A 25320-nucleotide genomic window follows, 5' to 3' on the forward strand; every position below is an offset into this window, starting at 1 on the left:
GTAATAGCGAACGCGATGGTGTCCGTGTTCAGGCATCCCGGTAGCGAGTGGGCCTCAGCCCTGCCGACGGTGTCGTGACCTGGAGGGGGCTGCCGTGACCGAACGACGACCGTCCTTCCCGAGCCGTGTGACGCCGGCATCGACGGAGGCGCCCGGATGACCGCGCTAGAGGGTGTGAAGGTGATCTGCGTCGGGCAGTTCTACTTCGCGCCGTACTGCACGATGTTGATGGCCCGCCTCGGTGCGGACGTGATCAAAATCGAGGCGCCGCAGGGCGACCCCTACCGGCGGCTGCCCACGGTTGACGCGGACGGCGGCCCGATCCAGTTCCGGTTCCTGAACTCCGGCAAGCGGACCATCCGCCTGGATCTGTCCGTCCCGGCCGGGCAGGACGTGCTCCGTGACCTCGTCCGCGGTGCCGACGTGCTGGTGCAGAACCTCTCCCCGGGCGCCATGGACCGCTTCGGCCTCGGCTACGACGATCTCCGGCGGGTCAACCCCCGGCTGATCATGGCGTCCGGCACCGGTTTCGGGTCGTTCGGTCCCTATGCGGGCGAGTCCGCCATGGACCTCACCATTCAGGCGCGCACCGCGATCATGAGCACCACCGGCTTCGAGGACGGCGCCCCGGTGCGTACCGGCCCGTCCGTCGTCGACTTCGTCGGCGGCGCCCACATGCTCGCGGGCATCGTCACCGCGCTGTTCCAGCGGACCCGAACCGGTGAGGGGCAGCATGTCGAGGTCGCCCTCCAGGACGCCATCCTCCCCGCCCTGACGTCCAACATCGCGGGTGTGATCAGCCAGGCCACGGACAGCCCGGAGCGAACCGGCAACCGGCACGGCAGCCTGGCAGTGGCGCCCTACAACGCGTACCCGGCCATCGACGGCTGGGTGACCCTGCTGTGCCCGACCCAGGCGCACTGGGAGCGCCTGCGCGCCCAGATCGGGGACCCGGCCGCGGAGGACCCGCGTTTCGCGACGATGGCGGACCGGTGCCGCCACATGGACGACCTGGACGTCATGATCGGCCACTGGACCGCCACCCGGACCAAGGGCGGCCTGACCAGCCTGCTCGGCGGGCTGAAGATTCCTTGTGCCCCGGTGGTGACGCTCCCGGAGCTGCTGGCGGACCCCCACGTGCTCGCCCGCGGCGTCCTGCGCACCGTCACGGACGACAAGGGATCTTTCATGACGCTGGGCAGCCCGCTGTTCCTCTCCGGCTCACCCATCGTCGAGCCCACCCGGGCCGGCGATCTCGGCGAGCACACCGACGAGGTGCTGACCAAGGAGTTGGGCATGACCACCGGCGAGATCGCCGGGCTCCGCAACGCCGGGGTCATCTGATGGCCGGCACGGCGCTCTCGTCGCGCCACGACGAAGGGACACGGCGACCGTGATCAGAGTGAGCACTGCACCCGAACTGAGAATCCGCCACCTGAGCCCCGCCTTCCGCACCTTCTGCGGAGAGGGGGCGCTCGAAGCGCTTCCTCGCGAGCTGGCCCGCGTCGGCGCCCGCCGCGCGGTGATCGTCTGCATCCCCGCGGTCGCCGAGCACACCGAAGCGATGGGCGCGCTGCACGCGGCGCTCGGCGACCGTCTCGCCGGCCAGTTCGACGGCGTCGAGGAGCACAGCCCCCTGCCCACGGTGGAGCGGGCCCGCGCGTTCCTCGAGGCCCACGACGCGGACGCGGTTGTCGCCGTGGGCGGTGGCTCGTCTGTCGTCACGGCGCGCGCGGCGACGATCCTGCTGGGCGAGGGCAAGGACGTACGGGACCTGTGCACCCGGCGGGAGGGCGGGCGCCTGGTGAGCCCGCGGCTCGCCGCGCCCAAGCTGCCGCAATGGGTCGTGCCGAGCACGCCGACGTCGGCCTACGCCAAGGCCGGTGCAGCCGTGCGGGATCCGGAGACGGGTGAGCGGCTCGCGCTCTACGACCCGAAGGCCCGCGCCCAGGGCGTGATCCTCGACCCGGTGATGGCGCTCACCGCGCCACCCCGGCTGAGCTGGTCCGCCGCCCTGAACGTCTTCTCGATGGCGGTGGAGGGCCTGCAGTCCCGGCAGGTCGACCCCCTCGCCGACGCCCTGCTGGCGCACGCACTCCGTACGGTGGTGGCGTGGCTGCCGAGGGTGACCGAAGAGCCGGACCAGGCGGGGCCGCGCCTTCAGCTGATGCTCGCGGCCGTCCTGAGCGGGCAAGGCAGCGACCACAGCGGCGGCGGTCTCGCCCAGGCGCTGTCGCACGCCATCGGGCCCCGATCCGCGGCGCCCAACGGTGTCGTGGAGGCGCTGCTGCTGCCGCACGCGATGCGGTTCAACGCGAGCGCCGTCCCGCACCGGATCGTGGCCCTCGGTGACTACCTGGGGCTTGCCGAGCCCGCCCCCGGCGCGGTGATCGAGGAGATCGAGCGCCTCTTGGCGAGCTTCGAGGTGCCGTCCCGGCTCCGCGACGTCGGCGTGGCACAGGACTCGATCGTCGAGGTCGTCGCTCACGCCATGGACGACTGGGCCATCACCGCCGGACCCCGTCCGCCCGACGAGCGCGACGTGCGCGAGCTGCTGGTGGGCGCGTGGTGAAGCCGGTCACCGAACGCACGACGATCACCGGAGGAACGTGATGACGACGCAAACGTCGCCAGCGGTATGGGGCAAGGAGATCGGCACCGAACGGGTCCGGGGCGTCCCGTTCCGCGTTTACACCGAGCGTCCCCGCGACATCGGGACGCTGCTCGCCTTCGCGGACCGCTGGGGCGACCGTCCGCACCTGGTCCAGGGTGAGCGGGTCGTGACCTTCGCTGGTCTGCGCCGGGCGGCCGAGGCCAAGGCGGCGCGGCTCGCCGCGGACGGGCTCGCGCCCGGTGATCGAGTGCTGCTGACGGGCTTCAACAGCCCGGAGTGGATCATCAACTTCTGGGCGCTGGTGACCGTGGGGGCCGTTCCGGTGCTGGGCAACGCATGGTGGGGCGCCGGCGAGGTGGCGGATGCCCTGGACCTGCTGGAGCCGGCCCTCGTCCTCGCGGACGCCCGCGCGGCGCGTGCCCTGCCCGAGGGTATGCCGGCCGGGCCATGGGACTGTCCGGTCCCGACGGCCGCCGTGGCGCCGGCTGCCGCTCGTGTGCGCGACGAGGACGACCCGGCGGCGTTCGTATTCACCTCAGGAACCTCGGGCACGCCGAAGGCGGTCGTCCTCTCACACCGTTCGCTGCTGGCCGGGCTGCACATGCTGTTGCACATCACCCGTCGGTTGCCGCAGCAGGTCGACGAGGCCACCGGGGACGCCGGACTGCACACCGGGCCGATGTTCCACATCGGCGGCATCCAGACGCTGATCCGGGCGATCACTGTGGGGGACACGCTGGTCATGCCCGCGGGGCGGTTCGACCCGGCGGAGGCGCTGCGGTTGATCGAGCAATGGCGGATCGTACGCTGGAGCGCCGTCCCCACGATGGTCTCCCGGGTCCTGGAGCACCCCGACGTCCACACGCGCGACCTGACGTCGATCGTGTCGATCACAGTGGGCGGGGCACCAGTGCACGCCGAGTTCCTGGCCCAGCTCCGGGCGGGGCTGCCCGGCGTGGAACCCCGGGTCGCGACGGGGTACGGCCTGACGGAGAACGGCGGGCAAGCCACCGCCGCCTCGGGCCGCGACACCACCGAACGCCCCGGCAGCACCGGGCGGCCGTTGCCGCTCGTGGAACTGCGGACGCTCGAGCCGTCCGGTCGGCCGGACGGCGAGATCGTGATCCGCTGCGTCACCCAGATGATCGGGTACTACGGCGCCGAGGACTCGCCGATCGACGCCGAGGGTTGGCTGCACACCGGCGACCTGGGCCGTCTCGACGAGGACGGCTACCTGTGGATCACCGGCCGCGCAAAGGAAATGATCATCCGGGGTGGTGAGAACGTCGCGCCGGCAGCGGTGGAGAAGGCCCTGTCTGGCATCGACGGGGTGGTGGAGTCAGCCGTCTTCGGCGTGCCGCATCCCGATCTCGGCGAGGAGATCATGGCCGCCGTCGTCGTGGAGGCGGACCTCATCGCCGAGGACCTCGCGCGTGGTCTCAGGTCCCGGCTCGCGTCCTTCGCGGTGCCGACGCGTTGGCGGATCCAGCGCGAGCCGTTGCCGACCACCCACTCCGGAAAGATCGACAAGGGGGTGCTGGCGGCCGAAGCGGCGGCCGCGCTCACCACCGCGCCGGGGGGAGCGGCATGAGCGACGTCGAACGGGAGAAGGCGGCCGACCGCGTCGCCCTGCTGGAGCTGCGACGCCCGCCCAGCAATGTCTTCGACGAGGCGCTGCTCACCGAGCTGGCCGACGCCCTCCTCGATATCGACGAGACGGACGACGTCACGGCGGTTGTGCTCTGCGCGCAGGGCAAGCACTTCTGCGCGGGTGCGGACCTGCGCGGGCTGGGCGCGGCGGGTATCCGGCGGGTGTACCGGCAGGCGTACCGGATCTTCTCTGCGCGCACGCCCGTGGTGGCAGCGGTGCACGGCGCGGCGATCGGTGGTGGTCTCGGGCTGGCGATGTCCGCGGACTTCCGCGTGGCGTCTCCGGGGGCACGGCTCACCGCGAACTTCGCCAGGCTCGGCTTCCACCAGGGGTTCGCGCTGACCGTCACCCTGCCGCGAGCGGTCGGTGCGCAACGGGCGCAGGAACTGCTGTACACGGGACGATCGGTCTCGGGTGAGGAGGCGTTGGCCATGGGCCTGTGCGACGCCGTGGCGGACGATCCGCGCGAGGCGGCCGTCGAGTTCGCCGGCCGGATCGCGGCCTCGGCGCCGCTGTCCGTGCGCTCGATCCGCGCCACGCTGCGCCGCCCGCTGATCGCCGACGTGGGCACCGCACTCGACCTGGAGGCGGACGCGCAGGCCGCGCTGCTCGGGACGGCCGACTTCGCCGAGGGAGTCGCGGCGTCGTTCGCCAAGCGGCCGCCTCACTTCACGGGTTCGTAATGGCGAATCAGCGTACGGTGGTCGGTACACTGCCGCGTGTGATCCAGGAATCCACGCAGGCCGAGCCGGGCGGCCCGAAGAATCACCGCACCATCGATCGGGTGACGCAGATCCTCGAGGAGGTCGTCTACCACCCAGGGATCGGTTTCGCCGATCTGGCCAGGGCCCTCGACGCGCCCAAGAGTTCCGTGCACGGCTTCATCCGAGGGCTTCTGGCCAAGGGCTGGCTGTACGAGGTCGATCGGCGCTTCTACCTCGGGCCCGCCATCTACGGGCTGACGCTGGCGAGCGGTCACATCAGAGCCGGTCAGGTGAGCCAAGCCGACCTCGACGCCCTGCACAAGGACACGGGGATGACGGTGTTCCTCGGGGTCGAGGCGGGCGATCACCTCATCTACGTCGGTGAGTCGGGCACTGATGCCCTCTCCGGCTTCGCCGCGCGCACCAACATCCGACGGCAGGTCATCAACACCGCGGGCGGCAAGGCCCTGCTGGCAGCGAAGGCCGACGCGGAGCGGGATGCCTACCTGCGCCGGCATCAGGCGGCGGACGGCGAGGCCGTGTCGATGTTCCTCGCCGAGTTCGCCGAGATCCGCAGGACCGGTGTCTCCCGCAACTTCCGCCACCACGGCACACAGATCGCGCTCGCGAGCGTGGTGCGCAACCAGGCGGGGGAGAGCGTCGCCGCGGCCGTCCTGATCGGTCAGACCGCCGAGGTGGAGCCGCAGGAGGAGAAGGTGCGCAAGATTCTGCTCAAGCACGTCGCCTCGTGGACCCGGCGCAAGACCGCCCCGCGGGAGCCGATCTAGTGGACGCGTCGCCCGCTTACGAGGTCCATGCGCTGCGGTACGCCACGCGGTCGGACACGACCGCCAGCGGGACCTACTACCGCTTCGAGCTCTACGGGGAGCCTGACGAGCAGATCACCTCCGGCTATTACTTCTGGCTGATCCGCGACCGCCGGCGGACGGTCCTCGTCGACTGCGGCTACAGCGAGGAGAAAGCGGCGCAGCGCAACCGTGCCTTCACCACCGTGCCGCTCGAGTTGCTCTCCCGCATGGACGTCCGGCCCGGGGACGTCGACCACGTGGTGCTCTCACACATGCACTTCGACCACGTCGGCAACATCGGGCTGTTCCCGAACGCCACCTTCAGCATGGCCCACGCCGAGCTCGAGTTCTGGGCGGGACCCTTCGGCAGCAGGCCCACCATCGGGTGGGCGATCGAGCGCAGCGAGCTCGAACAGGTCCAGCGCCTCGACGCGGAGGGCCGGCTGCAACTCGTCGGCGACGGGACCACCGAGCTCTTCCCCGGGATCCAAGCGACCGTGGTCCCGGGGCACACCCCGGGCCAGCTGGTCGTCGAGGCCGGCACGGCCGGCGGTCGCGTGCTGCTCGCCTCCGACGCCGTCCACTACTACGACGTGCTCACGCGCGACCGGCCTTTCCACATCTTCACCGACCTGGAAGGCGTTTACCGCGGCCTCGAACAGGTGCGCAGGCTCGCCGCCCGCCCCGGCACCACTCTCGTGCCGGGCCACGACGCAGCCGTGATGCGGATGTTCGAGACGACTGCGCCGGAGTGCGCCGACCTCACCCGGCCGCTCGGTCCCCTCACTGACAACGGGAGACGGTGAGTGGCGCAGAACCAGAGGCGCCCGCCCTTCGTCCTGCTGCACGGTGGACGGCACGGAGGTTGGTGCTGGCGCCGTGTGGCACGCCTGCTCCGCGCGGCCGGCCACGAGGTGTACGCCCCGACGCTGACCGGGCTGGGGGAGCGGTCGCACCTGCTGCATCCGGACATCGGCCTCCAGGTTCACGTCCAGGACCTGGTCGGGGTATTCGAGTTCGAGGACATCGAGCAGGCGGTGCTCGTGGCGCACAGTTACGGCGGTGCTGTCGCCGGCGCCGCCATGGAGCACATCGGCCGGCGCGTCCGGATCCTCGTCCACCTCGACGCGCACATGCCGAGGACCGGGGAATCGGTGTTCGACCTGATCGGTCCTGACCGTGCCGCTCAGATGGTCGCGCTCGCCGACGCGCACGGCGAGGGCTGGTTCCTGCCTCCGTCCGACGCGTCGTCATACGGGGTGTCCGATCCGGCGGACGTCGCCTGGGTGAACAGCAGGACGACCGCCCAGCCGCTCAAGACCTATCGGGACCCCGCCGGTTCCACCGAACGGGCGTGGGCCTGGCCGGGCATGTACATCGAGTGCGTCCGGTCGCCGACGTGGCCGAAGCTGCTGGAGCGAGCCCGCGAGCGGAGCGCGCGCGACGACCGCTTCCACTATCGCCGGCTCGACGCCGTCCACGACGCCATGGTCACAGCGCCTGAGGCACTGACGAGCCTGCTCCTGGAGAGCGTCGACCTCGTGGCGCCCACATGAACACGAAGACCGGGACGTTCGCCTCGTTCCGCTACGGCTCCTACCGCCTGTTCTTCGGCGGCCAGTCGATCTCGCAGACCGGCTTCTGGTTCTACGTGGTCACCCAGTCGCTGCTGGTGCTCGAGCTGACAGACAGCGGAACCATGGTCGGGATCGTCACCGCAGTGCAGAACATTCCGCTGTTCCTGGTGGCGCCCTACGCCGGAGCACTGACCGACCGCGTCGACACCCGGCGGCTCATCCTCGCCACCCAGGCGGTGACGACAGTCAGCTCGCTGCTGCTGGGCCTGATGGTGCTCGCCGACGTGGTCTCGGTGGCGTGGGTACTGGTGTTCGCCGCCGTCACGGGCGTGGCGTGGGCCTTCGACCAACCGGCTCGGCGCACGTACGCCGCCGAGCTGGTACCCGAGGAGGCGGTGACCAACGCGCTGAGCCTCAACGGCGTCCTGCTGCAGCTCGCACGCATGATCGGACCGGCGCTCGCCGCCCTCGTCATCAACTCCTTCGGATTCGGCTGGGGCTTCGTCGCCACCGGCGTGTGCACGTCGCTGTCCCTGCTCGCGCTGGTGATCATCGGCCGAGGTGGGAAGGTTTTCCGCAGCCCCGCCGCATCAGCTCGGGGAACACTGCGCGAAGGGCTTCGCCTGGCCTGGAGGGATCGGTATCTGCGTGTCGTCCTGCTGCTGCTGCTCGGCACGTCGACCCTCGCCTTCAACTGGCACGTCCTCTTCCCGCTGTTCGCGGTCCGGGACCTGCGCGGGACGAGCACGACGTTCGCACTGCTGATGGCCGCGATGGCGGTCGGCTCGATCGCGGGAGCCTTCTGGCTGGCCCGCCGGACCGGCGTGGGCGGGCAGTTGCTGGGCGGCGGTGCCTGCGTGTACGGGGCAGCCCAGCTCTGCCTGGCGGTGTCCCCGACGGTCGGCTTCGCAGCGGTGACAGCGGTGTTCCTCGGGCTGGGCACAACCGTGCTCGTCAACGGCGGAGCGGCCAGTCTCCAGCTGCGCGTGGACAAGGGCATGCGCGGACGCATGATGGGCCTGTTCACCGTGGCCGTCCTGGGCGGGGTCGGTCTCGGCGCTCCACTGAGCGGTCTGCTCGCGGAGACGCTCGGGACCCGGCTTGCGCTCGTGGTGGGCGGAGCCTGCGCCCTGATCTGCGGGCTTCTCGCGCTGTGGCTGTTGCGGCCGGCCGGCGGGCGACGATGACCGTGGAAGCCTCGATCTGGGCGCCGTTCCGGCGACGCGCCTTCCGCTGGCTTTGGCTGGGGATGATGGTCAGCACCGTCGGCACGTGGATGCAGACGGTCGGCGCTCAGTGGCTGCTGGTCGACGCCCCCAACGCCGCCGTCCTGGTCTCGCTGGTCCAAGCGGCCAGCACCCTGCCGGTGATGCTCCTGGCGCTGCCGGGCGGGGTGCTGGCCGATTCCTTCGACCGGCGATGGTTGCTCCTGACGGTGCAGATCTACTTTCTCGCGGTCGCCTGCCTGCTCGTCGTGCTCACGGTGGCGGGAGCGATGCCGCCGTCACTCCTGCTCGCCCTGACGTTCGCGCTCGGAGCCGGCGTGGCGGTTCAGCACCCAGGATGGCAATCCCTGATCCCGGAGCTGCTTCCCAGGACGCAGCTGAGGGCCGCGGCCAGGTTGCACATGGTCAGCGTCAACCTTGCCCGCTCCGTCGGACCTGCCCTGGCGGGACTCGTGATCGCCCGCCTGAGCGTTCCGTTCGTCTTCGCGGTGAACGCGGCGTCGGTGATGTTCTTCGCCCTGGTGCTCCTTCTCTGGCGCCGGCCCCTGGGCGGTTCGCCGGCGCGGGAGCGCTTTCTGCCGGCGCTCCGGGCGGGCGGCCGCTACGTTTGGAACGAACCCGTCGTACGACGGGTCATGCTGCGATCGGCCCTGTTCATCGCGCCCGCGATGGCGCTCTGGGGGTTATTGCCCCTCATCGCCAGCCGGCGTCTGGGGCTCGGCGCGGACGGTTTCGGGGCGCTGTTCGGCGCGCTCGGCGTCGGAGCCGTCCTGGGAGCCCTGGTACTGGGACGAGTACGGACGCACCTGACAACCAACGGGATGCTGGGCGCCGCGGGGACTCTCTACGCCGCTGCCCAGGCGGCGATCGTCCTGGCTCCCGGTTTCCTGGCGGCTCTGGTCACACTCCTGCTCGCGGGACTGGCCTGGACGGCGGTCATGTCCACGCTGAACGCTGAGCTGCAGCTGTTCCTGCCCGCGTGGGTCCGCGCCCGCGGCCTGGGGCTGTACCTCGTCGTCGTCACGGGTTCGCAGGCTCTCGGAGCCCTGCTGTGGGGGCTCGTCGCCGATGGCACGGGTCTGGAATCGGCGCTGCTGATGGCCGCGGCGGCGGTGCTGGCCGGTGTCCTGGCCGGCCTGGTGTGGCCTGTCCCCCAGACGGAGCAGCTCGACCTCCAGCCGGTGGTCTGGCCGGACGCGCGACTGGCCTTCGAGCCGGAACCACAAGCCGGTCCGGTCGTGGTGGCGGTCGAGTACACGGTCAGGTCGGAGCGGGAGGCGAGATTCCTGGAGGCGATGGCGCCGCTGCGCCGGTCCCGCCTGCGCACCGGGGCGTCACGGTGGGAGCTGTACCGCGACGGTGCCCGCCCCGACCGTTTCGTCGAGTTCTTCACCGTCCCGTCGTGGGACGAGCATGTGCGGCAGCACGGCGGACGCCTCACCGCAGAGGACAGGGCGCTCGAGACTACGGCGTACGCCTTCTCGGATCCGCCTCCGCGGGCGGACCACCTGCTGCCACCGTGACAGCGACGGGAGTGGGGCACCAAGCCGTCGGGTCATTGCTCCCGGAGGCGGCCGCGTCGTAGAGCGGGCCAGACGATGAGGACCGTCACGACGACGAAAGCCAGGGTGATCAGGGCTGCGCCGGACGTGATCGCGGCCCCGATCCGGTGCGCCAGCAGACGATCGCCGTCGAGGTCGGCGGAACCCGCGGCGGCGAACACCGTGACGAGGACCGCGAGGCCGAGGCAACCGCCGAGCTGGTGGGCGACATTGACCAGTCCTCCCGCGACGCCGGCGTCCTCCGCGGGTACGCCTGCCACGCCCGCTGACGTGAGCCGAGGCATCGTGCCGCCCTGCCCGGCGCCGATGAGCAGCATCGGCAGCGCGACGCCGGTCAGGTACGAGGTGTCCGCGGAGAGCCGGCCGAGCCATGCCATGCCGATGATCGAGAGGATCATGGAACCGGCCAGCACCGGGGCACTGCCTAACCACTGGGTCAGCCGACGCGCCGAGACCGCAACGCCGAAGCTCACCACCGTCGTGGGCAGGAAGGCGAACCCGGTCGCCAGTGGACTGAGGCCGAGCACTCCCTGCAGGTACTGGGTGATGAAGAACCAGAAGCTCAACATCCCGCCGAGGAACAGAAGACGGCCGGCGTACCCTCCGGTGCGCTCGCGGCTCGCGAACAAGCGCAGCGGCAGGATCGGCTGTTCGGCGCGCCGTTCCTGGACGAGGAAGAGCATGAGCAGCAGGACGCCCCCGGCGAGCGCGCCGACGGTCTGCCGATCCGACCAGCCGGTTTCGGCCGCGTTCACCAGGCCGAAAACCACGGCCGTCATGCCGAGCGTCGACGTCAGCGCGCCCGGCAGATCCAGCCGTCCCGGGCGCGGGTCCGTCTCGGGAAGCAGGCGCCGGCCCGCGACCACCAGAGCGACACCCACCGGAATATTGAGGAAGAAGCCCGCGCGCCAGGACACCAGGTCGGTGAGGACGCCGCCCAGGACCAGGCCGACACTGGCTCCCAGCCCGGCGGTGGCGCCATAGAAGCCGATCGCCCGGACCCGCCCGGGCCCGGGCGGGAACGTCGTGGTCAGCAGCGCCAGCGTCGACGGCGCGAGGACGGCGGCTCCCACGCCCTGCACCGCCCGGGCGGTCAGCAGCCAGACGACCGATTGCGCCGTCGCGACGGCCAGGGACGCCACCATGAACAGCGCCAGTCCGGTGATGAACATGCGCCGCCGGCCGAACAGGTCGCCGGCCCGGGCGCCCAGCAGGAGGAGTCCACCGAACGCGAGCGTGTAGGCGTTCGTCACCCAGGACAGCCCCGTGGCGGAGAACCCGAGATCGGCGCGGATCTGCGGCAACCCGGTGATGACGATCGAGATGTCGATCACGATCATCAGATAGCTCACCAGCACGATCGCGAGCACCGGACCCGGCCGCACACCGTGCCCCGGCCACACCCGCAGGGTCACGGGATCGCCCACCTGTTCATGAATGCGAGTAGCTCCTCATCGTCGTGTCGGGAGAAGGGCTCATCGGCTCCGACGACGAGTACCTGGCCGGGCGCATCGAGGACGTGCGAGGCTACCCCGCGGCAGGCGGGTCCTGGGCCTCCAGCAGGAGCTTGGCCAGCGCCTCGGGGGAGTCGACCATGACGTCGTGCGAGCCCTCGACCACGCGATGCCTCAGCGTGGGTGAGTTCTCGCACCGGGCCCGCTGCCATGCGAGTTCCTCCGCCGGCAGCCGGGACCGGGAGCACTCGATGAAGGTGTACGAGGAGGCCCGGGCGCGCTCCGTGGAGGGCACCGCATCCTCGTACGTCTTCGCCGGTTGTGGTGTGATCTTCGTGTTGACCCAGGCGATGTCGTCGGGGTCGGTGAGGCCCCACCAAGAGGCGTCGGACACCGGGACGAACCAGCCGTCGCCGTGCTCCTTCACACGCTGCCGCATGGCCGCGGCCCGCTCGGGCCCGACCAGGTCCAGGACCGACTGTCCCGACTTCGGCATGTGCGCGTCCACGAGCACGAGACTGCGCACCCGGTCGGCCAGTTGCTCCATCGCACCGCAGACGACGGCCCCGCCGTAGCTGTGTGCGACCAGCACCGCGTCCTCGAGGTCCTCGTAGTCGAAGACCCCGACGAGGTCGGCGATGTGCGTGTCGAGACCGATCGCGGGACTGAGCAGATGGGCCCGTTCCCCGAGTCCCGTCAGCGTCGGGGTGTGGACGTCGTGCCCGGCCTGGCGCAGGTAGGGGGTCACCCTGCGCCACGCCCATCCACCGTGCCTGCCGCCGTGGACGAGGACGAACGGTGGCTTGCCGGACACTTGATCTCCTTCCGGGCGGGGCGGCATCAGCCGTGCACAGCCTTGTACTCGAGGTAGTCCTCGATTCCGGCCTTGCCCATCTCGCGGCCGATGCCGGAGAGCTTGAAACCGCCGTGTGGCGCCTTCATGTTGATGGCGGTGCCGTTGATCCGGACGCGCCCGGTACGGATCTTCCTCGCGATGCCGCGCGCCCGCTCCCGGTCGGCAGCCCAGACGCCGCCCGCCAGGCCGTACTGCGAGTCGTTGGCGATCGAGATCGCGTCCTCCTCGTCCGTGAAGGGGATGATGATGACGACGGGCCCGAACACCTCTTCCTGGGCGATGCGCGCGGAGTTGGGGCCGGAGAAGACGGTCGGCCTGACGTAGTAGCCGCGGTCCAGACCCTCGGGCGCCTCCGGGCCTCCCGTCAGCAGGCGCACGCCGTCGTCGATGGCGCGCTGGATGTGGCCTCGTACGCGCTCTCGCTGCACACCTGACACCACCGGACCGAGGGTGGTGGCCGGATCGAGCGGATCACCGATGACGAAACGCTCTACGGTGGTCACGGCGACGTCCTCGGCCTCGGCGAGACGGGACCTCGGCACGAGCAGGCGGGTCAGGCCACCGCAGACCTGCCCGGCGTTGCGGAATGCGTCCTCGATTCCCGAGGCGACCGCAGCCGGCAGGTCGGCGTCCTCGCAGATGAGGTTGGCCGACTTGCCGCCGAGCTCGAGGGCGACTCGCTTGACCGAGCGCGAGGCGAGTTCCATGACACGGCTGCCGGCGCGCACGGAGCCGGTGAGCGAGGCCATGTCCACCGCCGGGTGCAGGACGATCGCCTCGCCGACCTCCGGACCGGTGCCCGAGACGAGGTTGACCACACCGTCGGGCAGGCCCGCCTCGGTCGCGACCTCCGCGAAGACGTAGCCGGTCAGCGGGGCGACCTCGGCCGGCTTGAGCACGACCGTGCATCCGGCGGCGAGCGATGCGCCGGCCTTGAGCACCACCGAACGCAGCGGCCCGTTCCACGCGCACAGCGCCCCGACGACACCTGCGGCCTCGCGGTGGACGACGCTCTCGTCGATCCGTTCCTCCCAGCGCACGTCGGCCATGGCGTCCGCGAAGTTGTTCAGGTCCGCGATCGCCGACGCGGTCTGTGAGTTGCGGGCGATCGTGATCGGCGTGCCGACCTCGGCGACCATCGTGTCAGTGAGGTCGTCGGAGCGGGCCTCCAGGAGCCGGGCCATCCGGCGCAGGACGGCGGTCCGAACCTGCACGGGAGTCCGTGACCATTCATCGAAGGCCGCGGCGGCTGCGCGCGCCGCGAGGTCCACGTCCTCCGCCGTCCCCCGCGCGACCGTGGCGATGGTCTCCTCGGTCGCTGGGTTGACGACCGGGATGACGTCGGTGGCGGTTGAGTCGATCCACTTTCCGTTGACGTAGATCTGTCGATGCTCGATCACGAGACCTGTCCTCCCGCCGGAGGGCCGCGATCCCACGGCCCTTGCTGTTCGTAAGTACGAACTAAGTTTCCTATATATCAACGACCCTAGGGCACCTCGTCGGCGGATGTCCACGGTCTGATCATCGCGAAAACGCTGGGTAGGCAGGTCCAGGGTGGCCAGTTCGTACGTTTTTGTTGCGGAGTGGGCGGTCGGTATGAGGTGTCGCCGAGTGGCGAAACTTCCGCCTCGATCGTCCGTGCTGTTGACACAGACGAAATGCCGTCCTACGTTTCGTGGAATTCGTTACTTCGATCACACGATCGTAAATACGAACTATCTGCACTCAAGTTCAGACAGGCGCCGAGGGCGGTCATCGACCGGCGGCGGCGCCGGCGCGATGAGAACTGGACTCGCGACTGGGCGCCGCCGGTTCCGGCTGATGCCCCGCACACCACAAGGGAGTCTGAATGCTGACCTGGCGGACAAAGCGCACCACGAAACGGCGTGCGCGTCGGACATGGCTCGTCGGCCTGGCCGCGACCGCGCTCGTCCTTGCCGGATGCGGAGGCGGGGGCGAAGACAACGAAAGCAGTGGATCGGGGGACCGCATCCCCATCACCATCAGGTCGACGGGGCCGACCTTCACCGACCTCGTGACCCTGGTCATCGTCGCGCAGGACTACTACACGAAGGTCGGCTTGGACGCTGACTTCGAATTCATCCTCGCGAGCAACGCTGCTACCGCCACCCAGGGCCTGATCGCCGGCGAGATGGACGTCGCCTCGGGCGGGGCGGGGTCGCTCTTCAACGCCTACGCGGAGGGCAGGACCGAGCTCGTCAGCCTGGGAACGGCCAACCCGGCCGTGACCTTCGGGCTGGCCATCAACAACGAGACGGCGCAGCAGTTCGCGGCGAAGGGCGTGACGCCTGACTCGCCCGTCGATCAGCGCGTGAAGGCGTTGGCCGGCACGTCGCTCGCGTCCTCTCCCGAGGGCTCAACCGGGCAGAAATACCTCCGGATCATGCTCAGCGAGCACGGGGTCGACCCGGACCGCGACGTCAAATTGGTGCCGAACGCCGACAACGCCGCGCAGCTGGCGGCGGCGCGAGAAGGACGCGTGAACGGCTTCGCGAACTCCTTCCCCAACACGAACATGGCGGAAGCCGACGGCTGGGGCGTCCTCTGGCTCAACTGGGCCGTGGACCTGCCGTCCATCCTCCCGCTGGCCTCTCACGAGTACTACACGACGCGCAAATGGCTGGACAAGAACCCCGAAGCCGCCAAGAGGCTGATGCAGGCTCTCTGGCTCGCCTATGCGGACCTGCAGAACCCCACCGACGAGCTGAAGAACAAGATCAAAAACCTGGAAGGCTTCAAGGGACTGAACCCGAAGGGTTTCGACCTGGGATGGGAGCTGTCGCTCGGGGCCTACAAGAACGGAACGCCGCTCACGACGCAGGAGATGTTCGACAATCAGGTGAAGCTCGTGAATTACGGCCGCGACAAGCCGATCACCTTCGGGTTCAAGGACCTCTACGACCTCGGCCCGGTCGAGGCGGGCAAACCGTGACCGGGCCGGCGAAGGCAGAAGAGACGAGGAAGCCGGACGGAACTCCGGAGTTCGCCTACCGGCGCGTCACCCGGCGGTTCTGGTCCGATGCGGACGAGGAGTTCGTGGCGGTCAAGGATGTCGACCTCGAGATCGAGAGCGGGTCGTTCGTCTGCTTCATCGGGCCCAGCGGCTGCGGCAAGACCACGCTGCTCAACATGTCCGCCGGTCTGCTGCCCGCCAGCGGCGGCTCGATCTACTTCCGCGGCGAGAAGCTGAAGGGGGTCAACACCAGCGTCGGGTTCATCACCCAGCACGACAACCTGCTGCCGTGGCGAACCGTCGAGAAGAACATCGGCATCGCGCTCGAGATCCAGAAGGTGCCGAGGAAAGAGCGCCGCCGGCGCGTCGCCGAGGTGATCGACCTGGTGGGGCTGACCGGCTTCGCCCAGCGGTTCCCGTCGCAACTGTCGGGCGGCATGCAGAAGCGCGCGTCGCTCGCCCGCGGTCTGGTCTACGAGCCCTCGACGCTGCTGATGGACGAACCGTTCGGTGCGCTCGACGCCCAGTTGCGGCTGAACATGCAGAACGAGCTCCTCCGGATCTGGGAGCGGGATCGCAAGACCATCATCTTCGTCACGCACGATCTCGACGAAGCGATCCTGCTCGCCGACAAGATCGTCGTATTCGGCACCCGCCCTGGTCGTGTCGTCCATGTCGAGGACGTGCCACTCGCGCGGCCCCGGGATCTCGCGGAGCTTCGCGCCGACCCGGCCTACGGCGAGATCTGGGAACGGCTCTGGAAACTGCTGGACCACCCGTCGGCGGCCAAGGAGGCGTCATGAGCAGCATCCACACGACGACCCCGGATCCCGGCGTGGCGGATCTTGCGACGCCCCACCAGAACCCCGCGCCGGTGACCGCGACGGACCGCGACGACCGCCGGGAAAGGGACGTGAAGCGGATCGTCGTCAACGTCCTGCGGGTCCTGCTGCCCATCGCGGTGCTGATCCTCTGGGAGTTCGCCTCCGGCGATCCCGACGAAGGGGCGCTGATCGACGACTTCTACGTCAGCAAGCCGTCCCAGATCTGGGAGGCGCTCACGGGCTGGGTGGAGGAGGGCGTCCTGCTCGAGGCGATCTGGTCCACCGTCCAGGCGATGATGGTCGGGTTCGCGCTCGGCGCCGTCCTCGGCATCGTGGTGGGGATCATCCTCGGCAGCAGCCCGGTGCTGAGCGGCATCTTCCGGCCGTTCCTCGTCTCGCTCAACTCCATCCCCCGCCTGGCGCTCGTGCCGCTGTTCATCCTGTGGTTCGGGTTCGGGCTCAAGATGAAGGTCGCACTCGTCGCCCTTATCGTCTTCTTCCTGGTGTTCTATGCCACCTACGAAGGAGTGCGCGACGTCGAGCAGCGCCTTCTGGACGTACTCAAGGTGATGAACGCGTCGAGGCTCACCCTGCAGATGAAGGTCCGGGTGCCCTCGGCCATGGCGTGGATCATCCAGGGCCTCCAGGTCTCGATCCCGTATGCGCTGGTGGCAGCCGTGACCGCCGAGATCATCGGCTCGAACACCGGGATCGGGTACCTGATCCAACGGTCGGCCGGCACGTTCAACACCGCGGGGGTCTTCGCCGGGATCGTGGTGCTCGTCCTGGTGTCGGTCGTCATCAACGCGCTCGTGACGCTGCTCGAGAAGCGACTGCTGCGCTGGAAGCCCCGCAACCTTCAATCGGCGCGCTGAGCCGCTCGATCCTTGCGCTGACGAGGCCCGCCGGGAACCCCTGGCGGGCCCGTCCGCCGCAACCGCTGGTTCGGCCGTACGACCATTCGGAAAGGTGTCGCATTCGTGTCAAGGACAGCAGCATCAGCCGGGCCCGCTGCGGCAGAGCTCGGACGGTACTCGGTCGCCACGACGTACTCCGCATTGCCGGAAGGTGCGGCCGAGCGCGCCAAAATGCTGATCTACGACCAACTGGCCTGTGGCTTCGTGGGTGGTGACCTGCCGGCCGGCAAGATCATCGCACGCTATGTCGACGCACACCGAGGGGTGGGCGAGGCCGCGGTCTTCGGCCTCGCGGGCTGCCGCGCGCCCGCCGCGCTCGCGGCCTTGGCCAACGGCACCTGCGGTCATGCCGACGAGTTCGACAGCGTCCACTCGACGTCGGACTTCATCGCCACGGGCCACCCGGCCCCGGTGATCGTTCCCGCCGCCGTTGCCGTCGCGGAGCGGCAGTCCGCCACGGGCGCCGAACTGGTGAACGCGGTGGCCCTGGGCTACGACGCCGGGTCGCGGGTCGTCTCGGCGACCGGCGGGTCCAAGCCGATGCAGGCGCACTACGGGCTGTACGCCGGATCCTTCTACTCGGTCGGCGCGGCGTTTGCCGCGTCCAGGCTGCTCGGCCTCGACCAGCGGCGCACGCTGCACGCCGCCGCCCTCGCCTTGAACCAGGGGATGAGCGGGTACTCCTTCTTCGCCGAGCAGCGGCACATGAGCAAGGCCCTGTTCACCGCCGGTCAGGCCGCCGCCGCGGGGGTGAGTGGCGCGATCCTCGCCTCGCTGGGGTTCGAGGGCACCGAGGACGTCTTCGAGGGCCGCGGCGGCATCCTGCCCAGCTGGGGCCAGGTCGGTCGAGAGGGCGAGCTCGTGCGCGACCTCGGCCGCGAATTCACGGTCATGGGGGCCAACTTCAAGTTCTACTCGGCCGGATATCCCATCCATTCCGCCGTCGAGGCCGCGCTCATCCTCAAACAGCGCCACACCATCGACCTCGCCGACATCACCGGCATCCACGCCCGGCTGCCGGACCATCCGGCCGGCGTGGTCGACGACCGCGGCATGCCGACCATCAGCCTGCAGCACATGCTCGGCGTGGCACTCGTCGCCGGCAAGCTCGGCTTCGACGAGGCCCACTCGGCCGCCCTGCAGTCCGACCGCGAGGTCCTGCGCCTCAAGTCGCTGGTGACGCTGACCGGCGACCCGGACTTCGAGGTCAGCCAGCCCCGCGGCGCCGTCATCACCATCCACCTGGCCGACGGCACCACGGTCGAGCAGCGGGTCGAGCACCCCAAGGGCCACCGCTTCCGCGAACCCCAGCCTGGGTGGAGCGATCTGCAGCAGAAGTGGGCCGACCTGCTGGTCTCGCGCATCGGCGAACAGCGCACGGACGAGTTCTACCGGGCCTGCATGACGATGGAGACCATCGACGACGTCGGCGACCTCGTCGCGATCCTGGTGCGCTGAACTCGGACTCAGGCAGCGGCGATGGTCGCAACATCGAGCACGAAGCGGTACCGCACGTCGCCCGCCGCCAGCCGGTCGTACGCGTCATCCAATTCTTTCGCGGAGATGACCTCGATCTCGGCGGTGATGCCGTGCTGGGCGCAGAAGTCGAGCATCTCCTGAGTCTCGGGCATGCCACCGCTCATCGACCCGGCCAGCTTGCGCCGATTGGTCAGTAGGGCGTAGGGGTCGATGCGCAACGGTTCGTCCGGCACGCCCAGGTTGACGAAGGTGCCGTCGAAGTCGAGCAGGTCGAGATGGGCGGACAGATCGTAGGCCGACGGAACGGTCGACACAATCAGGTCGAACGAGTCGCGCAGCGCGGCCAGATCGGCGGTCGTGCGGTAGTCGTCCGCCCCGAGACGTTCGGCGTCAGCGCGCCGCTCCTCGGTGAGCTCGAGGACAGTCGTGTGTGCGCCCAGGGCGTACGAGATCTGCACGCCGACGTGTCCGAGCCCGCCGAAGCCGAGAATGCCGACCCGCTTGCCGGGGCCTGCGCCCCAATGGCGCAGCGGCTGGTACATCGTGATGCCGGCGCAGAGCAACGGGGCCGCGTTCGCCAGCGGCAGCGCCTGCGGGACACGGGCGACGAACCGCTGATCGGTGACCACCCGTTCGCTGTAACCGCCGAACGTCACCTGGCCGTCCCGGCCGATCGCGTTGTACGTCAGCACCTTGCCGCTCCGGCAGTAGGACTCCTGTCCCGCCCGGCAGACCGCGCAGTCCCGGCACGAGTCGACCAGGCAGCCGATGCCGACATGGTCGCCGACCGCTAGGCCGGAGACGGCCGGGCCCACCTCGCGGACGACGCCGGCGATCTCGTGGCCCGGCACGATCGGGTAATGGGTGTGCCCGAACTCGGCACGGGCGTGGTGGACGTCGGTGTGGCAGACCCCGGCGTACGCGATCTCCACCAGCACGTCGTTCGGGCCGACGTCGCGGCGTTCGACCGTGATGGTGCGAAACGGCGTAGCCGGGCCGGTCATCGCCCGAGCCTCGGCAGTGATCATGTGCGCCTCTCGTCCCCACTGATCAGCGTGTCGCTCGATCACGCGAGCACCCGATGCGGCGTATATACGAATAGCCGTTCCTTACTGTGACCTCGACGCTAGCGCGATGTCCTGTCGCGGTCAACGCCCGTATGGCACTTGCGGTGGCGCAACGCGATGCCGGATTCACAAATGAGACCTGTGGCCTGAGCCCGCCGGCCCTCTGTCGCCGTCAGTTCGCCTGCCGTGGCGTCCTGGCGGGGCACCCCACGGCGACCACCGCCGGCATCGACAGGAGAAGGTCGACCCGCGTCAGGGGGTCCCTGGCAGGGTCTCCCAGGGCGGCAAATCAAGTGACTAGCATCGATGCGTTGACCGACAAATAGCAGGTCAAGCCCCTTGGTTGAAAGGTGCAGCCATGCCTATCTCGTTCCCCGACGCCGCACCGCCCGGCGTCCGCGGCAAGCGGAGAGTCGCCGCCGCGGCGGCGCTGTCGCTCGGGTTGGTGTTGACGCTCGGCGCATTCACGACGTACGGCACCGACAGGGCGCCGGTGCCCGGCACCCTGTCGCCGGTGGCGCTGACCGTGGCCGGCGGTGTCGATCCGGGCGCCGCCGCCGGCCGGTCGCTGAACCTGCGCGGAGGCTGGTCCGCCGAGGTCTGGGCGAACATTCCCGAGGCGCGGCGCCTGGCGTGGACGCCGGACGGCCGTCTCCTGGTCTCGACCGGCGACGCCGGATCGGTGGTGCTGCTTACGCCGGCGGCCGACGGCCAGGGGCCGGAGGCGACCACCCTGCTCGACGGCCTGGACAACCCGCAGGGGATCGCCTTCGCCAAGCAGCGCGGCCGCCACATCCTCGTAGTGGGCGAACAGACCCGGATCGCCGCGTGGGACTACGCCGCCGGCTCCGCGTCGAACGAGCGGGTGATCCTCGACGGGCTGCCCGGCGGGGGACACGGCAGCAAGACCGTGGTGGTCCGCGGCAACCAGATCTTCTACAACATCGGATCGCTGACCAACAGCGACCCGATCGATCGCACCTCCACGCCGGAACGGGCCACGATCGCCCAGGTTGGGCTGGACGGCACCGGCAACCGGACCATCGCCACCGGGGTGCGTAACGGCTCCGGCCTGTCCTTCGCCCCCGATGGCACGCTGTTCACCGCGATCAACCAGGCCGACAACCAGCCCTATCCGTTCCGCGACGAGACCGGGCAGTACGGCCAGCGGGTCCAGTCGTATATCAACGAGAATCCCGTCGATCAGGTCGCCAGGATCACCCCCGGCACAGAGATGGGCTGGCCTTACTGCCTTCCTGACACCACCGGGCACCAAGATCTCACCAACCTGGCGTACGTGAACCAGCCGGTGACCAATCCGGACGGCGAAGCACTCGACTGCTCCACCGTCAGCCGCACCCTGCTCGGTCTGCCCGCACACAGCGCCCCGCTCGGTTTCGCCTTCACCCAGGGCTCCGCACTGCCGAAGTCGCTGGCCCGCGGCGCGCTGATCACGTCGCACGGTTCGTGGAACCGCCAGCCGCCGCGTGAGCCGTCCGTCGTCTACAGCACCTGGGATCACCGCAGGCGCACCCTTACCCCGCCCCAAGCCCTCGTGACCGGATTCCAGAACGCGGACGGCACCCGATGGGGCCGCAGCGTGGACGCGATTCCCGGACCGGACGGCGCGATCTACGTTACCGACGACGCGGCCGGCCTGGTCTATCGCCTGACCCCGGCGCGCTGACCGAAGTCCGGGAACCCGGTGGCAGACCGGGCTCCCGGGCCCCAGGGCGGAGGGCGGCGAGATTCTTGGCGGCTTCATTGAGCCGGGCCCGGTTCGCAGCAGTTCCGGCCGCATACTCCGGAAGTCGTTGCGGCCTGGTTGGTCGCTGGCAAGGCGCGGTCAGACATCGACGGTTGACTTGTTTCGTTCGGCTCGCTACACATATCTCGTATATCCGTTTGAGTGTTCGTATATACGGAGGCGCTGCCATGAAACCCAGACGCTTTGCGCGAACCCGCATGCTTCGGGCCGTTCTGGCCGCCGTCCTCGTCCTCGTCCTCGCTCCGCATGTCGCCCCGTTGCCGGCGGCGGCCGCCGAGGACATCCCGGTCACCACGACCACGGGTCTGCTCCCCGACGGCATGGACTGGCGGATCACCATGCCGGACCGAGGGTGGAACGGCACGCTGCTTCTGGACCTGGACTTTGTCACCGGGGGAGTCGGCGCCAGCTACACCGCGCTGTTCAACCGCGGCTACGCCGCAGCCGGCATTCGGCGGATTCCCTTCGAGCTCGGCGGCCGCGATTCGCGGGTATCAGCAGCGCAGCTCATCCAGGTCATCGACGTCTTCACACAACACTACGGCGAGCCGCAATACGTGATCACCACCGGCGGATCGAGCGGCGGCGTGGTCGCGGGATACACGATGGAGCGCTACCCCGACCGGATCGACGGCGCCGTGGCGAACTGCACCGTTCCTGGATACATCCCGTACCTCACGCCCAGGCTGAGTTCGCTGTTCGCGGCGAAGGTCTTCTTCGACATCGACCTGCCGATCGTCCAGCATCCCGGGACGAACTTCCAGGCTGACGCCAACAGTTGGCGGGCCGCGATCGATGCGGCGCAAGCCACCCCCGAAGGTAAGGCGCGCATCGCGTTGGCGCTGACCCTGGGCCAGATGAACACCTGGACCAACAGCGCCCTGCCCTCGCCGGACATCAACGATCTCGACCAGGTGCAGGCGTACATGTACGACACGCTGCGCAACCTGTACGCCTTCGACGTCAACACCCGCCGCAACCAGGAGCAGCAGGTCGGTGGGCGAGCCTTCAACTGGACCACCGGATTCGACTACCGAAAGATCTTCCTCACGATGACCCGTCCCGAACAGCAGGCGACGGTGCGCAAGTTCTACCAGCAGGCCGGGCTGAATCTGGCGGCCGACCTCAAGAAGGTCAACAACGCTCCCCGCATCGAAGCCGATCCGGCCGCGGTCAAGGAGATCCACCTTCACGGCGACTACACGACAAAGCCCAGGAGGCCCTTCCTGATGAACAACCTGATCGGAGACCCGCTGGTGCAGCCGGTGGCGAACTTCGGATACCTGCAGGAAGCAAGGAAGCATGGAAAGGGAAACCTGGTACGGCTGATCCACGTCAACGGCGCCGGCCACTGCTCCTTCCGCGCCAACGAATCCGTGGCGGCCATCGAGACCATGAACGAGCGCGTACGCACCGGCGTCTGGCCCAGCACGTCGTCCGCCGCCCTGAACGATCGCGCCACCCAGATCGACCCGGCGCTCGTGCCGCGCTTCATCGAATACCAGAACCCCAAATTCGCCGGTGGATTCTGGTCGAACGACAGGTACAGGGTGAAGAAGTAATCGCCATATGCAGAAGCCGCAGGCCGGGGGCATCCAGTCGAGGCCGCCTGTCGGTGCCACGGCCTCGGAGCGCATGAGAGGATCGCGACCAGGCAGCTGGGGGTCGGCCCGCGGCGCCGCACGGGGGCACCCCGCCGCGGATCGTTGGTCTAGGTGAGTATCTGGCGACGACCGTCGCGGTCCGGCCATCACGTCAAGCCCGAACGGTACGACCCGTTCAGATTGCATACGGGCGGCAGGCGGCCTTCACCTGGCTACGACCAACCTCGTGACGGTCAGAGGAGGGGGTCGTGCCGATGCTCGACGGCGTAGCAGTAAGCGATACGGACCGCCGCCTCCGGGTTGCCAGCCGCCGCCTGCTTGCGACCCCGTCGAAAGGCCGTTCTAGGACAAGCGCCACTCGAACCGCGTCAGTGACTCCTCCGCGTAACAACGGCATCGGCGATATCAAGAGTTGCGCCGAGCTGCGACAGGAGATCCTGCGGGTTGGCCCGGTGGTCCAGGCCGCAATCCTCGACGAGTGCGGCTAGCTGGCGAGCCTGATAGTCAGTCAGGGCGTTGTGGATGAGCGGGTGTGTCAAGAGCTCTCGGGCTGCGTACCCGTCTTCCGCCGCGTATCGGGTGAGACAGGCGGCGATGGCGTGTGAGGCCGGATGGGTTGGGGCGCTGAGGGCGTCGATCACGGTTAGGCCCAGTCGTGTTCGGAACACTGCGAAGTGGGGTTCGGCCTGGTCGAGGGCTAGGAAGGTGGCTGTCGCTTCGATCGACGCGCTGCTGTCTCCGCAAGCGAGGCGGAAGCAGGCAGTGACTGCATCTTCCCAGGGTTCTCCGGGCGGGGTGGTGCGGAGCATCGTCAAGGCTGCGTCTCGGTCACCGGCAACGATGTGCGCGATGATGGCTATCTGTCGGCCGTCCAGCATGCGGCGTCCGATCCCTTTGTGGCGTTCGAGGCGGTGGCGGGCGTCGTCCCAGCGGCCGGCGGCAGCGAGGGCTTGGGCGCCGGTGGAGAGCAGCACTGTCCACAGCCAGGAGCGCAACCGGCCGTGAACCGCGGCGGTAGAAGTGATCTGTTCGACGGGGATGGTAAGCCCGCCGATGACGGTGTCGGTCCGGTTGTCGACGGCTTGGTAGAGGCTCTCCAGTAGGTGCCATGCGGTAGTTCCATCGCCGGCGCGGATGTGCAGCCGTGCGAGGTTGACGATCGGTTCGAGTCCGTGGCGCGGGTCTCGCCGGTGGCGGAACACGGTGTTGGCGAGTTGGTGGCACCACTGGCGGGCGAGGTCGGCGCAGCCGCAGTCGGAGGCCAGTAACGCCGCCAAGTTGAACACCGCGACCGCGGCGGTGACATCGCCGGTGCGTGCGGCGAGGGTGGCGCGGTGATTCAGGTCGGCGATCCGTTGGTGCAGGGGTGTGCAGGCCGGTCGCGGTCGGGCGACGAGCGGGATCCGGCGAAGCATGTCCGGGTTCACGACGTTGCCTCGCTTCCGGCGGGTGCTGTTACTCGAGGGTCGGCGCCGAATACGACGGTCTTGGCTGCGACGGCGAGGGCGGCTTGTTCAGGGTTGGACAGTCCGCGGCGGTTCCAGGCGAACAGGACGTGATGGGTGAGGATCTCGCGGAGTCCGCGTTGCAGTCTTCCCTTCTCGTGCAGGAGACCCAGAGCGGCACCGGCGCTGTTGAACGCTTCGATCCAGGCTCGGGCCGCAGTCAGGGGCGCGTCGTTGTGGGTGAGGCTGTCCGGGTCGACGGTCATCAGGCGCTGAACGGATGCCTGTAGGGAAGGAACGAGGCCGGTCGGGTCGCGATGTTCTGCGGCTCGCGCCCAGACGTCGCCCTGTTCGTACCAGTCGAGTCCGGCGGCCCGCATCATCGCGGCGCACATCACGATCGACAGCTCGCGACGGCGCCCCGGGGAGGCTATGAGGATGTTCCGGCTGTCCATGTGCCAGAGCCGGTGAGCGGCGTCCATGCCGCTGGCGCCGCCGAAGGCGTGTAACTCGGGCTCGTAGATGCCGCGGATGATCTCGGTGAGATGACCGGTGCGGCGAAGGCGGGTAAGGCGGTCGATCAGGTAGCTGTCGGCGGCGGACGTGGTTGAGTAGCGCAGCCGCCAACGTGTGCCTTTGCGTACGAAGAACCAAGCCGTGATCAGCTGGCGAGTTTCCGCAGTCGCCATGACGGGAGCCAGCTGGGCTGTGGCGGTGCTCTCGGCCTGGTGAGGGTCGGGGAAGCCGAGGGTGAGTTGGCGCCAGGCGGATCGTGTCACGGTTGCCTCC

The 25320-nt window shown here is 69.2% G+C and carries 21 protein-coding genes; 15 read left to right on the top strand and 6 right to left on the bottom strand.

Annotated elements, in window-relative coordinates; translation table 11 throughout:
- The first annotated feature begins 156 nt into the window (after positions 1-156).
- From OHA21_RS00700 to OHA21_RS00740, 9 genes are read left to right on the top strand one after another with little or no spacing between them, the layout of a single operon-like run.
- Complete coding sequence (locus OHA21_RS00700; RefSeq protein ID WP_328469036.1) at positions 157-1344, top strand: CaiB/BaiF CoA transferase family protein; 1188 nt, start codon at positions 157-159, stop codon at positions 1342-1344.
- Between the two features lie 58 nt (positions 1345-1402).
- Positions 1403-2572 carry an iron-containing alcohol dehydrogenase family protein gene (locus OHA21_RS00705; protein ID WP_328469038.1) on the top strand — a complete coding sequence of 390 codons (1170 nt, stop codon included), beginning with the start codon at positions 1403-1405 and terminating at the stop codon, positions 2570-2572.
- A 40-nt stretch (positions 2573-2612) separates the two neighbouring features.
- The gene (locus tag OHA21_RS00710; protein WP_328469040.1) at positions 2613-4205 is read left to right on the top strand and encodes a class I adenylate-forming enzyme family protein; all 1593 of its coding nucleotides are present in this window, start codon (positions 2613-2615) and stop codon (positions 4203-4205) included.
- Positions 4202-4948, top strand: coding sequence for an enoyl-CoA hydratase/isomerase family protein (locus OHA21_RS00715; protein WP_328469042.1), 747 nt, complete (start codon positions 4202-4204; stop codon positions 4946-4948). The genes OHA21_RS00710 and OHA21_RS00715 overlap by 4 nt, the downstream gene beginning before the upstream one ends.
- Positions 4948-5757 (top strand): IclR family transcriptional regulator domain-containing protein, encoded by an 810-nt coding sequence (locus tag OHA21_RS00720; RefSeq protein ID WP_328469044.1) that lies wholly within the window; start codon positions 4948-4950, stop codon positions 5755-5757. The genes OHA21_RS00715 and OHA21_RS00720 overlap by 1 nt, the downstream gene beginning before the upstream one ends.
- Entirely contained in the window at positions 5757-6584 is an 828-nt protein-coding gene (locus OHA21_RS00725; RefSeq protein ID WP_328469046.1) for an N-acyl homoserine lactonase family protein, read from the top strand. Before OHA21_RS00720 ends, OHA21_RS00725 begins: the two co-directional genes overlap by 1 nt.
- Positions 6585-7334 carry an alpha/beta hydrolase gene (locus tag OHA21_RS00730; RefSeq protein ID WP_328469048.1) on the top strand — a complete coding sequence of 250 codons (750 nt, stop codon included), beginning with the start codon at positions 6585-6587 and terminating at the stop codon, positions 7332-7334. It abuts the gene before it with no gap.
- Entirely contained in the window at positions 7331-8542 is a 1212-nt protein-coding gene (locus OHA21_RS00735; RefSeq protein ID WP_328469050.1) for an MFS transporter, read from the top strand. Before OHA21_RS00730 ends, OHA21_RS00735 begins: the two co-directional genes overlap by 4 nt.
- On the top strand, positions 8539-10104 hold the full coding sequence (locus OHA21_RS00740; protein WP_328469052.1) for an MFS transporter: 1566 nt from the start codon (positions 8539-8541) through the stop codon (positions 10102-10104). Before OHA21_RS00735 ends, OHA21_RS00740 begins: the two co-directional genes overlap by 4 nt.
- 32 nt (positions 10105-10136) lie before the next feature.
- Here OHA21_RS00740 and OHA21_RS00745 read toward each other — a convergent pair whose 3' ends face one another.
- The 3 genes from OHA21_RS00745 to OHA21_RS00755 all read right to left on the bottom strand — a co-directional run bounded on the left by OHA21_RS00745 (position 10137) and on the right by OHA21_RS00755 (position 13853).
- The gene (locus tag OHA21_RS00745; RefSeq protein ID WP_328469054.1) at positions 10137-11570 is read right to left on the bottom strand and encodes an MFS transporter; all 1434 of its coding nucleotides are present in this window, start codon (positions 11568-11570) and stop codon (positions 10137-10139) included.
- A 100-nt stretch (positions 11571-11670) separates the two neighbouring features.
- Positions 11671-12411: an alpha/beta fold hydrolase gene (locus OHA21_RS00750; RefSeq protein ID WP_328469055.1), complete on the bottom strand. Its 741-nt coding sequence runs from the start codon at positions 12409-12411 to the stop codon at positions 11671-11673.
- Positions 12412-12437: 26 nt separating this feature from the next.
- Positions 12438-13853, bottom strand: a complete 1416-nt coding sequence (locus OHA21_RS00755; protein WP_328469057.1) for an aldehyde dehydrogenase family protein — start codon at positions 13851-13853, stop codon at positions 12438-12440.
- Between the two features lie 449 nt (positions 13854-14302).
- Between OHA21_RS00755 and OHA21_RS00760 the strand changes: the two genes are divergently transcribed.
- The 4 genes from OHA21_RS00760 (at position 14303) to OHA21_RS00775 (ending at position 18626) form a co-directional block, all read left to right on the top strand.
- Positions 14303-15406 carry an ABC transporter substrate-binding protein gene (locus tag OHA21_RS00760; RefSeq protein ID WP_328469059.1) on the top strand — a complete coding sequence of 368 codons (1104 nt, stop codon included), beginning with the start codon at positions 14303-14305 and terminating at the stop codon, positions 15404-15406.
- Entirely contained in the window at positions 15403-16230 is an 828-nt protein-coding gene (locus OHA21_RS00765; protein ID WP_328469061.1) for an ABC transporter ATP-binding protein, read from the top strand. Before OHA21_RS00760 ends, OHA21_RS00765 begins: the two co-directional genes overlap by 4 nt.
- Positions 16227-17126: an ABC transporter permease gene (locus tag OHA21_RS00770; protein WP_328469063.1), complete on the top strand. Its 900-nt coding sequence runs from the start codon at positions 16227-16229 to the stop codon at positions 17124-17126. Before OHA21_RS00765 ends, OHA21_RS00770 begins: the two co-directional genes overlap by 4 nt.
- 105 nt (positions 17127-17231) lie before the next feature.
- The gene (locus OHA21_RS00775) at positions 17232-18626 is read left to right on the top strand and encodes an MmgE/PrpD family protein (RefSeq protein ID WP_328469065.1); all 1395 of its coding nucleotides are present in this window, start codon (positions 17232-17234) and stop codon (positions 18624-18626) included.
- Positions 18627-18634: 8 nt separating this feature from the next.
- On the opposite strand, the gene OHA21_RS00780 is transcribed toward OHA21_RS00775, so the two are convergent.
- On the bottom strand, positions 18635-19675 hold the full coding sequence (locus OHA21_RS00780) for an NAD(P)-dependent alcohol dehydrogenase (protein ID WP_328479077.1): 1041 nt from the start codon (positions 19673-19675) through the stop codon (positions 18635-18637).
- A gap of 397 nt (positions 19676-20072) precedes the next feature.
- Here OHA21_RS00780 and OHA21_RS00785 point away from each other — a divergent pair, with 397 nt between their 5' ends.
- Positions 20073-21401: a PQQ-dependent sugar dehydrogenase gene (locus tag OHA21_RS00785; RefSeq protein WP_328469067.1), complete on the top strand. Its 1329-nt coding sequence runs from the start codon at positions 20073-20075 to the stop codon at positions 21399-21401.
- 173 nt (positions 21402-21574) lie between these two features.
- Positions 21575-23044, top strand: coding sequence for a DUF6351 family protein (locus OHA21_RS00790; protein WP_328469069.1), 1470 nt, complete (start codon positions 21575-21577; stop codon positions 23042-23044).
- A gap of 410 nt (positions 23045-23454) precedes the next feature.
- Here the strand turns inward: OHA21_RS00790 and OHA21_RS00795 are convergent, their stop codons facing one another.
- Together OHA21_RS00795 and OHA21_RS00800 are read right to left on the bottom strand one after the other, a co-directional pair.
- Positions 23455-24513 (bottom strand): hypothetical protein, encoded by a 1059-nt coding sequence (locus OHA21_RS00795; protein WP_328469071.1) that lies wholly within the window; start codon positions 24511-24513, stop codon positions 23455-23457.
- Entirely contained in the window at positions 24510-25310 is an 801-nt protein-coding gene (locus tag OHA21_RS00800) for a thiopeptide-type bacteriocin biosynthesis protein (RefSeq protein ID WP_328469073.1), read from the bottom strand. The genes OHA21_RS00795 and OHA21_RS00800 overlap by 4 nt, the downstream gene beginning before the upstream one ends.
- Positions 25311-25320: the final 10 nt, after the last annotated feature.

This window comes from Actinoplanes sp. NBC_00393 (assembly GCF_036053395.1).
GTDB lineage: Bacteria > Actinomycetota > Actinomycetes > Mycobacteriales > Micromonosporaceae > Actinoplanes.